A 10,229-nucleotide genomic window follows, 5' to 3' on the forward strand; every position below is an offset into this window, starting at 1 on the left:
TGAGGGGGTCAATTACCTAATTTTCAGGGAAAAAGTCCCTGAATTTCCCCCTGATCACTCCCATATCTGGTACTTTTTGAGGGGAAAAAAGTCCAAAAGTCTTATCCAACAAGGTTTTTAGATTTATTCAGCAAGCCCTAAGTATATGTCAAGTGCTGGGATTTTGTCAAGAGGAATTATCGTCACCGTCAAATCAATTTCGCTGCTAAGTAGGTAGGCGTTAAAAGTTATCAGATCCCCCCACCTATCGGCACCCCCCTTATCAAGGGGGGCAGGGGGGATCGAACCTAAAATTCATTTTTAATTTAATTGTAACCAGCTACTTAAAATCAAAGGTTCTTTCCAATCAACTAAAACCCTTGTGTTTGGTGAGGTGGGAACCCTAACCGTAGTATGATTGAACAATGCGAAGACTCACAATGACTCGACCCGACGACTGGCACCTTCATCTCCGCGATGGTGCGGCAATGAAAGCGGTTCTACCCCATACGGTGCGTCAGTTTGCCCGTGCCATTATCATGCCGAATTTAAAGCCCCCAGTGCGCTCAGTCGCTGATGCTGCCTCCTATCGCGAGCGCATTCTGGCAGCAGTTCCAGAGGGTCAACAGTTCGAGCCACTGATGACCCTATATCTCACCGATAATACCAGTCCCGAAGAAATCGTGGCGGCGAAAGCCTCCCAGTTTGTCAAAGCGGTGAAATACTACCCAGCCGGTGCGACAACTAATTCCGACTTGGGGGTGACGGACCTTCGTAGGTGCGATGGCGTTTTGGCAGCGATGGAGCAGCTGGATATGCCGCTACTACTGCACGGAGAAGTTACCGATGGTGATATTGATGTGTTCGATCGAGAGAAAGTGTTCATTGAGAAGCACTTAATCCCACTGATAACAAGATTTCCCAAACTGCGGGTGGTGTTTGAACACATTACCACTGCCGATGCGGTCAAGTTTGTTCTATCTGCTAACAACAATGTCGCCGCCACAATTACGCCCCAACATTTATTGTTTAGCCGAAACATTCTCTTTACCGGTGGCATTCGTCCTCATTTTTATTGCCTGCCGATTTTGAAACGAGAGGATCATCGTTTGGCACTTTTGCAAGCGGCAACATCGGGCAATCCCAAGTTTTTTCTAGGGACCGATAGCGCGCCCCATTCTCGCTACAGCAAAGAAAGTTCCTGTGGCTGTGCGGGTTGTTATTCGGCTCTGCACGCCCTAGAGTTGTACGCAGAAGCCTTTGAGAGCGTTGATGCGATCGATCAACTAGAAGGGTTCGCCAGCTTCCACGGTCCAGATTTTTATCAACTCCCCCGAAATACCGAACAAATCACCTTAACCAAAACCCCTTGGCGCATTCCCGATGAATTGCCATTTCCCGAATCCGGACTGGTGCCGTTACGAGCGGGTGAAGAGATAACCTGGCAATTAGGGGAATAAAAACCGCCAGTTTTTATAGTTGCGGTCAAGAATTCACGATTATTTATTTCCCGTGACAATGAGGAGGATCGATGCGGTTGGCAAAAATTGCCCAAAGTACCATGAGCGGCATCGGCAACAAACAGATTAGCCATTGATGACCGGTTAGGGTCGCCGTTGCAAACAGACTGTTCATCACCCCCCATTGACTAAACAAAATTTGTAGGGCAACAGCAGCCACAATCCCCAAAATTAGGATCGGTGCATTAGTAATCGAGGTTGACTGACGACGCAGGTAGTTAACTAGGCTCATCCCTAATTGACTGATACTGAGCAGATAGATAACCCGTGCTGCCACAAGGGATTGAATTGCCATTGTGCGGGCAACGGCAATATCTCCTGTGGTCGATTTAGCCCACTCAAACATACCAAAAATCAGAATCCAGTTAAACAATGAAACAGCCAAAATTCGGCGCAATAGTTTTTTGGTGATCAAAGGTTCATTGGGATTGCGTGGTGGTGACTGCATAATGCCGGGGGATTTTGCTTCAAAGGCCAGGGGAACAGTCATCGTGACCGAGTTGATCATGTTCAACCAGAGTACTTGTAGGGAGAGGATGGGTAAATCTCGCGCCAGTAAAGTACTGATCAGAATGGTCATCGATTCGCCACCATTGACAGGCAAGAGAAAAGATATCGCTTTGCGTAAATTTTGATAAACGGTGCGTCCTTCTTCGACAGCGGCCTTGATCGAGGCAAAGTTATCATCAGTGAGGAGCATATCAGCAGATTCCCGGGCGACTTCCGTTCCTCCTTTCCCCATGGCAATGCCGATATCGGCCTGCTTGAGAGCCGGCGCATCATTAACACCATCGCCCGTCATCGCCACGATTTCTCCTTGGGACTGGAGTACTTCCACCAGTTGCAGTTTTTGGGTAGGGGCAACCCTGGCAAATACCGATCCATCGACCACCGCTTGGGCCAGTTGATGATTATCCATTTGCGCTAATTGTTTTCCCTCAAATGCTAAGACTTGTGCTGCCGTTTTAATGCCCATCCGTTCCGCGATCGCCCGCGCCGTGACAAGATGATCACCAGTAATCATCTTGACGCGAATCCCGGCAGTTTGACAGGCATGAACGGCAGCGATCGCCTCTGGACGAGGCGGGTCAATCATGCCCTGTAATCCTAGAAACACCAAGCCTGTTTCAATATCCTCATGGTCGATAGAATGCTGATGAGAAGCTGCTGCTTTTTGGGCAAAGGCAAGCACCCGTAACCCCTGCTCTGCCATCGTTTCTACCGCTTGCTCGATCTGTTGGGCGTTAAGCGCGGTCATCTGACCATAGCGATCGATCATCTGGGAACAACGACGCATTAGCGACTCAACCGATCCCTTGACATAGATCAGACGAGGTATGCCATCATGCAGGGTTGCCATGTATTGGTACTCAGATTCAAAGGGAATTGCATCCAATCGTGGGGTTAAAGACAATAGCCCCAATTGACTGAGACCTGCTTTGGCAGCGGCCGCAATCAGCGCCCCTTCCGTAGGATCCCCCACCACTGACCAATCTTCTCCCGTTTGTTTTAGCCCGGAGTCATTACAAAGCAAACCAGCTACCAGACAATCCCCTAGGGCCGGCGGTAATTCCTCTGCAAATGGGCTGCCAGGGTTGCCATCGGTGATCAGACTAATTTCGCCCTTGGGACTATAGCCACCACCACTAACGGCGTAATATTGCCCTTCAGTATAAATGGACTGTACAGTCATTTGATTTTCGGTCAGGGTTCCGGTTTTGTCGGAACAAATGACGGTCGCACTCCCCAATGCTTCCACTGCGGGCAGTTTACGAATAATCGCATTGCGACTGGCCATGCGGTTGACCCCAATGGCCAAGGTAATCGTTACCACTGCCGGCAGCCCTTCTGGAATCGCACTCACTGCGAGGGCAACGGCAGCTTCAAACATATCGATCCAAGATTTCCCCCGTCCTAACCCGATGGCAAAGGTCAAGGTTGCTAGGGTCAAAATTGCGTAGAGTAGGGTGCGGCTAAATTGGGCAAATTTACGGGTCAGGGGTGTGCTAAGGCTGACTCGGCTTTCCATCGACTGGGAAATCTGCCCCACTTCGGTGGCGTTGGCCGTAGAGACAACGATCCCTTTGCCCTGTCCAAAGGTAACGAAACTCCCTGCGTAGGCCATGTTTGTCCTTTCTGCTAGGGGCGTATCCCCGGGTAAGGGTTCGATCGCTTTCGACCCGGGCAAGGATTCCCCGGTCAGGGCAGACTCATCCACCTGCAAATTGCGGACTTTCAGCAGCCTCAAGTCCGCCGGTACTTTATCCCCCGATGCCAATAAAACGATATCTCCTGGCACCAAATCCTGAGATGGAATCCGGAGAGTTTGTCCCTCTCGCAACACGGTCGCTTCTGTGGTTACGGCCTTGGCTAGGGAAGCGATCGCACCTTCCGCCTTAGCTTCCTGCACATAGCCAATAATGGCATTGATCAGAGTAACTCCCCAAATCACCGAGGCATTCGTCCAAGACCCTAAAAATGCCTTAATAGTACCCGCAAGCAGGAGAATATAGAGTAGTGGCTGATGAAATTGCTGCAAAAACCTCAACCAAGCTGGTTTCCCCGGCTTAAATCGCAGTTCATTCGGGCCATATTTTTCGTAGCGACTGGCCACTTCTTCTGCTGATAAGCCCGCTGACCCATCGCTGGTCAAGTATTCAATCACCTCTGGTTGAGAAAGTTGATGATACAAGGGCAATGATAATTGAACTGGCATCATGCTCTCCAATATTTAGGGAATTATGAATTATGAATTATGAATTATGAATTGGGGAAGTGGGGAAGTGGGGGGGTGGGAATTATGAATTATGAATTATGAATTATGAATTATGAATTGGGGGGTGGGGAAGCTGTCTCATCACCCTATCACCCCAAAACCCTATCACCCTATTTATTTCCAGACGACCGACGACCGACGACTGACGACCTTAAGCTCTCGTCTTATTTTGATAATAATCGCGGGTTCCCTTGGCATCTAGGGCCTCACCGAGACGAGCAATGGCCTGGGCGTAGGCGGCGTTACGCAGAGATATATCGAACTCCTGGGCGAAAGACCAGACTTTTTCCGCTTCTGTCACCATTCTTTCTTTTAAGCGCTCATTTATCTCGTTTAATCGCCAATAAAGACCGCTGCGATTTTGCACCCATTCAAAATAACTCACCGTTACCCCACCTGCGTTAACCAGAATATCGGGGAAAACGAGAATCCCTTTTGAGTCTAAAATGCGATCGGCTTCTGAGGTAGTGGGACCATTGGCCACTTCAAAGATATATTTCGCCCGCACGCGATCGGCATTTTCGGCGGTAATTTGGTTTTCTAGGGCTGCTGGAATCAAAACATCCACATCTAGGGCTAATAATTCTTCATTACTAATCCCATCGTGTTCCACGATATGACAGACGGTATCCTGACAGTAAATAGCAGTAATCTCGCGGTGTTCCTGTTTATACTGACGAATGCTGGCAATATCTAGTCCTTTTTCCCGATAAATGCCGCCCTGGGAATCACTTACCGCCACCACTTGATAACCGGCTTTGGCGAGGAGATCCGCCACTATGGCCCCGGCGTTACCGAATCCCTGGACGGCCACGGTAGTATTAGCTGGTTTTTTGTCTAATTTCGGCAAAAGAGAATGAATAACATGAAAAGCTCCTGTTCCCGTCGCCGTATCGCGACCACGACTGCCTCCCATGGTTAAAGGTTTCCCCGTCACCACCGCCGGACTAATTTTACGCTGAATGATGCTGTACTGGTCCATCATCCAACCCATGATCATCTCGTTGGTATAGACATCGGGGGCAAGAATATCGACATCGGGACCAATAAAGTCGGCTATACCCTCGATATAGCCCCGGCTAAGACGTTCTAACTCGGCTTTTGACAATTCTTTCGGATTGAGGGTAATGCCGCCCTTAGCCCCACCAAAGGGCAAATCCAGCAGGGCGCATTTAAAGGTCATCCAAAAGGCCAGGGACTGCACCTCATCAATGCTGACGTTGGGATGATAGCGCACACCTCCTTTGCCGGGGCCGCGGGTGTCATCGTAGCGGACGCGGTAGCCTTGGAAGATTCTTAAAGTGCCGTTGTCCATACGGACGGGGATGGAGACGCTGAGACTAGCTTTGGGATATTTTAACCGCTCGATCGCATCATCGGAAATGGAGACATACTTAAGGGCGCGTTCTAGGCGACTGCTGGCATCGGTAAAGAGTGATTTCGACATGATTTTTTTCCCCCTATCTATCCCCATTAGAACATGAAAAAACAGTATATTTCGCTACAGTTTATTTTTCTTAATTAACCATAGACAGGAATTGCCGACAAGTGTTCTCAAACAAGGTTACTTGAGAGATTTTCCAGTACATCAACTACCCTACACCCTACACCCCACACCCCACACCCCACTTCCCTATCACCCCACTCCCCCATCCCCAACCTGCAACTAAAAAAGGGAAAGAGCGATGCTCCTCCCTTTTTTGATAATTTATTCAAGTTGATTGTAGATGCACAGCAATCGAGGCTGAAATTACATTAAGCCTAATTGAGCAAGGATACCTTTGTGGGTTAAGTATTCCGTAGCTACGCCAATAACGAAACCGAGCATGGCTAAACGACCATTCCAGTTTTCAGCGAAAGCGGTGAAGCCGAGTTTGTTTTCTTGCTTATCCATGGTGAATTGCCTTCCTATAATAAAATTGCATTTGATTCAAGTGCTTGATATTAAATGTAACATAACTTCCCAGACTATGCAACATTTGTTTACATAAATTTTATTAATGTTGACCATAAACTTTTATGGGGGCAGGGTCAAGGGTGGGCATGGCGGCCGAAAATCAAACCTGATCTTAGTTCTAGGGCTAAATAACGGTTTTCCCATCCCTGACCGAAAAAGATTACAATCAAGCGAAAGGTCAAGAATCGATCGCCATCGAGCGAGGAGTGAATATGCGCGCCTTACTGATTTATCCCGTTTTTCCGCCGACTTTCTGGTCTTATAACAAAATTCTGGAATTAGTCGATCGCAAAGTCTTACTTCCCCCCCTGGGTATGGTGACGGTGGCGGCGATTTTACCGCAGCAATGGGAATTTAAACTGGTCGATCGCAATATTCGGGCGGTGACAGAAGCAGAATGGGATTGGGCCGAAATAGTGATTCTTTCGGGCATGATTGTGCAACGTCAAGATTTAATCGAGCAAATTCACGAAGCCAAGCAACGGGGTAAACTGGTGGCCGTGGGTGGTCCCTATCCCACTTCTATCCCCCACGAAGTGGCCGAGGCTGATTTTCTGATCCTCGATGAGGGAGAAATCACCATCCCGATGTTTGTGGAAGCATTGGCAAAAGGAGAAACCAAAGGTGTTTTCCGCACCACAGAAAAACCCGATGTGACAATTACCCCGATCCCACGCTACGATCTGCTCGATTTTGAAGCTTATGATTCCATGTCGGTACAATTCTCGCGGGGATGTCCCTTCCAGTGCGAATTTTGCGATATTATCGTTCTCTACGGTCGTAAACCCCGCACCAAAACCCCTGCACAATTATTAAAAGAATTAGATTATCTCTACGAGTTAGGTTGGCGCCGGGGCGTGTTCATGGTGGATGATAATTTTATTGGCAACAAGCGCAACGTTAAATTACTCCTCAAAGAATTAAAAGTTTGGCAAGAAGAACACCAGTATCCTTTCCGGTTTAACACGGAAGCATCGGTGGATTTAGCCGCCGATCCCGAATTAATGGAAATGATGGTTGATTGTTACTTTGATGCCGTCTTTTTAGGCATTGAAACCCCCGACGAAGAAAGTTTACAATTAACCAAAAAATTCCAAAATACCCGTAGTTCGTTAACCGAGACGGTAGAAAAGATTATTAAAGCCGGATTGCGCCCTATGGCGGGATTTATCATCGGTTTTGATGGCGAGAAAAAAGGAGCGGCCGATCGCATTATTAATTTTGTCGAAGAAGCGGCCATTCCCACGGCTCTCTTCGGAATGTTACAAGCTTTACCCAATACCGCCCTATGGACTCGCTTGGAAAAAGAAGGACGACTACGATTAACGGGGAAACAGGACATTAACCAAAGTACCCTGATGAATTTCGTTCCCACCCGGCCGATCGAAGATATTGCCACGGAATATATTGAAGCCTTCTGGAAATTGTACGATCCGGAGGTATTTCTTGATCGCACCTATCGCTGTTTCCTGAAATTAGGGGCACCTAAAGCGAAACCTGCCTTTAAACTGCCTCGCCGGGCCGATCTCTATGCCCTAGCGGTAATTATCTGGCGACAGGGCTTTAAACGTTCCACTCGCTGGAAATTCTGGCAGAATTTATTCGGTATTTTGCGCCATAATCCCGCCAATGCCGAACACTATATCACTGTCTGCGCCCACAACGAGCATTTCCTGGAATACCGTCAGATTGTTCGGGATGAAATTATGGCACAATTAGCCGAATTTCAACGCCAAGAGGCATTAACAGCGGAAAAAACCGCCATAGCGGCCTAATTAGGGTATGCTGAAAAAGTTTTTCCTGGGGGCAGGGTGTGGGGTGTGGGGTGTGGGGTGTGGGGTTTTACCGGTTTTGAGGGGGCCAATTACCTAATTTTCAGGAAAAAAGTCCCGGAATTTTCCCCCTGATCACTCCCATGCCCAGTACTTTTTGATTGACAAAAAGTCTAAAAGTCTTACCCAACAATGTTTTTAGATTTATTCAGCAGCTCCTAATTATTCCGAGGATGGGTTATTTACCCATCCTTAACATTTTCTGTCCTGATGGTGGACGATCGATAAATCAATAATATTCCTAGTTTTCTGGTTAAAAATTCCCTCAATCTCTGCCAAAGCAATTCAGTATAAATTCTTAATTTTCTAGATATAATTACATTTTTTCCCTAAAATGTTAGCTGGAATACTGAATAAATCGAGAAAATCTGGATAAAGCCAGTATTTTTAGCTCCTTAACCCTATAAATCAAGGGAAAGTCAATGATTACTCGTCAAGAACTTAAGAAACTACAATCCCTAACTCAAATACCCGCCCTTTCGATTCTCTTACCCACCCATCGCACCTCACCGGATAACAAACAAGACCCTATTCTCGTTAAAAATTTGGTCGATGAAGCAAAGCGCCGATTATCGGAAGAATTCTCTAAACGTGAAATCGAACCTTTGTTCGATCGCCTCGATAGTCTAGTAGCTGAAATAGATTATCCTTATACTCTAGATGGATTAGCTCTCTATATTGGTCCGGATATTGCCAAGCTTTATAACCTGCCTTTTTCTGTCCAGGCAAGAGTTGTCATCGATAAAACCTTTGCCACACGGGATTTAGTTTATGGATTACATCGAGAACAACCCTATTGGCTGTTACTATTAAGTCAGGGTTCTACTCGTTTAATCTCAGCTACAGGAGAAACTCTCGAAGAAATTTGCGATCAAAATTTTCCCTTAGAAATGACTGGACCGGGGGCCACCGCACCACTGCCCTTTGATGCCGATACCAGTTATCTAGATGATAGAATCCGGCGATTTTTCCAGCAGGTAGATAATGCTCTGGGTGAATACATTGACATTGATGATTCTTCCCCTTTGATTGTGGGTGGAGTGGTTCGTCAAATTTCCTTCTTTCAAGAAGTTTCACAGTACACATCAGCAATTGTTGGCACTTTAACCGGCAATTTTGACAAAACCTCACTGCCAGAATTAATTCCGCAAGTATTGCCGATTATGCATTCAGTGCGTCAGAATCAAAAAACTGAAGCCCTGCAAGCTTTGGACGCGGCAGTCAGCGCTCAAAAAGTTATCTCTACCCTGGGAGAAGTGTGGCGTTTAGCGCAGGAAGGTCGAGGAAAATTGTTATTAGTGGAGAAAAATTACCATGTACCCGCAGTTTTAAGCGAAAACGGTGATTTAGTGCTGGTGGAAAACGTCGGTGGTACGGAGGTAATCGATGATGCAGTGGATGAAATTATCGAAGTGGTATTGGCCAAGGGAGGACGTGTAGCTTTAGTCGATGAAGATTCCTTGAACGATTACCAAAAAATTGCCTTAATTTTGCGTTATTAGACCTAATGGGCCGTTTCACAAGCCCCAATACTAACCCATTGACTAGAACCATCAGACCAGTATTCTTTTTTCCAGATGGGGGCATTATGCTTGAGAGTATCAATAGCATAACGACAGGCTGCGAAAGCTTCCCCCCGATGGGGACAACCCACCGCTACTAAGACGCTAATTTCACCGATTTGTAGCTTACCGGTGCGATGGTGAATGACAACTCGATTGGTATCGGGCCAGGTTTGCCGAATTTGCCGAGCAATTTGCCGGAAAACCTCGATCGCCATGGGTTCGTAGGCCTGATAATCAAGATAAATAACCGGTTTACCGTCGGTTTGCTCCCGTACAGTGCCACTCATTAGTACAATAGCACCATTAGCCCCATCATCGGCTAATTGATATACTTCCTGCAAAGATAAGGGAGCAAAACTGACGCGAAAACTATCTGGTGTCATGGATGAGGTGATGGGGGTTGGGTGTGGGGTGTAGGGTGTGGGGTGTGGGGTGTGGGGTGTAGGGTGTGGGGTGTAGGGTGTAGGGTGTGGGGTGTAGGGTGTGGGGTGTAGGGTGTGGGGTGTAGGGTGTGGGGTGTGGGGTGTGGGGTGTAGGGTGTGGGGTGTAGGGAGTGGGGTGTAGGGAGTGGGGTGTGGGGTGTGGGGTGTGGGGTGTGGG

The 10,229-nt window shown here is 47.5% G+C and carries 8 protein-coding genes; 4 read left to right on the forward strand and 4 right to left on the reverse strand.

Going from position 1 to position 10,229, the window contains the following annotated elements; genetic code table 11:
- Positions 1 to 404: 404 nt before the first annotated feature.
- Complete coding sequence (pyrC, locus tag O9300_RS04365) at positions 405 to 1,439, forward strand: dihydroorotase (protein ID WP_287730902.1); 1,035 nt, start codon at positions 405 to 407, stop codon at positions 1,437 to 1,439.
- 43 nt (positions 1,440 to 1,482) lie between these two features.
- Here pyrC and O9300_RS04370 read toward each other — a convergent pair whose 3' ends face one another.
- Together O9300_RS04370 and O9300_RS04375 are read right to left on the reverse strand one after the other, a co-directional pair.
- Entirely contained in the window at positions 1,483 to 4,215 is a 2,733-nt protein-coding gene (locus O9300_RS04370) for a cation-transporting P-type ATPase (protein ID WP_287970268.1), read from the reverse strand.
- A 211-nt stretch (positions 4,216 to 4,426) separates the two neighbouring features.
- Positions 4,427 to 5,722 (reverse strand): Glu/Leu/Phe/Val family dehydrogenase, encoded by a 1,296-nt coding sequence (locus O9300_RS04375; RefSeq protein WP_287970269.1) that lies wholly within the window; start codon positions 5,720 to 5,722, stop codon positions 4,427 to 4,429.
- A 91-nt stretch (positions 5,723 to 5,813) separates the two neighbouring features.
- Here O9300_RS04375 and O9300_RS04380 point away from each other — a divergent pair, with 91 nt between their 5' ends.
- Positions 5,814 to 5,945 (forward strand): hypothetical protein, encoded by a 132-nt coding sequence (locus tag O9300_RS04380; protein WP_287970270.1) that lies wholly within the window; start codon positions 5,814 to 5,816, stop codon positions 5,943 to 5,945.
- A gap of 80 nt (positions 5,946 to 6,025) precedes the next feature.
- On the opposite strand, the gene O9300_RS04385 is transcribed toward O9300_RS04380, so the two are convergent.
- Entirely contained in the window at positions 6,026 to 6,187 is a 162-nt protein-coding gene (locus tag O9300_RS04385; RefSeq protein WP_487353236.1) for a CAB/ELIP/HLIP family chlorophyll-binding protein, read from the reverse strand.
- A gap of 257 nt (positions 6,188 to 6,444) precedes the next feature.
- On the opposite strand from O9300_RS04385, the gene O9300_RS04390 reads away from it, so the two are divergent.
- Both O9300_RS04390 and O9300_RS04395 read left to right on the forward strand, forming a co-directional pair.
- Positions 6,445 to 8,007 carry a B12-binding domain-containing radical SAM protein gene (locus O9300_RS04390; protein ID WP_149987833.1) on the forward strand — a complete coding sequence of 521 codons (1,563 nt, stop codon included), beginning with the start codon at positions 6,445 to 6,447 and terminating at the stop codon, positions 8,005 to 8,007.
- Between the two features lie 479 nt (positions 8,008 to 8,486).
- On the forward strand, positions 8,487 to 9,566 hold the full coding sequence (locus O9300_RS04395; RefSeq protein ID WP_287970272.1) for an AOC03_06830 family ribosome hibernation factor: 1,080 nt from the start codon (positions 8,487 to 8,489) through the stop codon (positions 9,564 to 9,566).
- 2 nt (positions 9,567 to 9,568) lie between these two features.
- On the opposite strand, the gene O9300_RS04400 is transcribed toward O9300_RS04395, so the two are convergent.
- Complete coding sequence (locus O9300_RS04400) at positions 9,569 to 10,012, reverse strand: molybdenum cofactor biosynthesis protein MoaE (RefSeq protein ID WP_147072799.1); 444 nt, start codon at positions 10,010 to 10,012, stop codon at positions 9,569 to 9,571.
- Positions 10,013 to 10,229 lie beyond the last annotated feature (217 nt).

Origin of the sequence: Microcystis sp. LE19-195.1E (assembly GCF_027532095.1) — a bacterium.
Classification (GTDB): Bacteria; Cyanobacteriota; Cyanobacteriia; order Cyanobacteriales; family Microcystaceae; genus Microcystis; species Microcystis aeruginosa.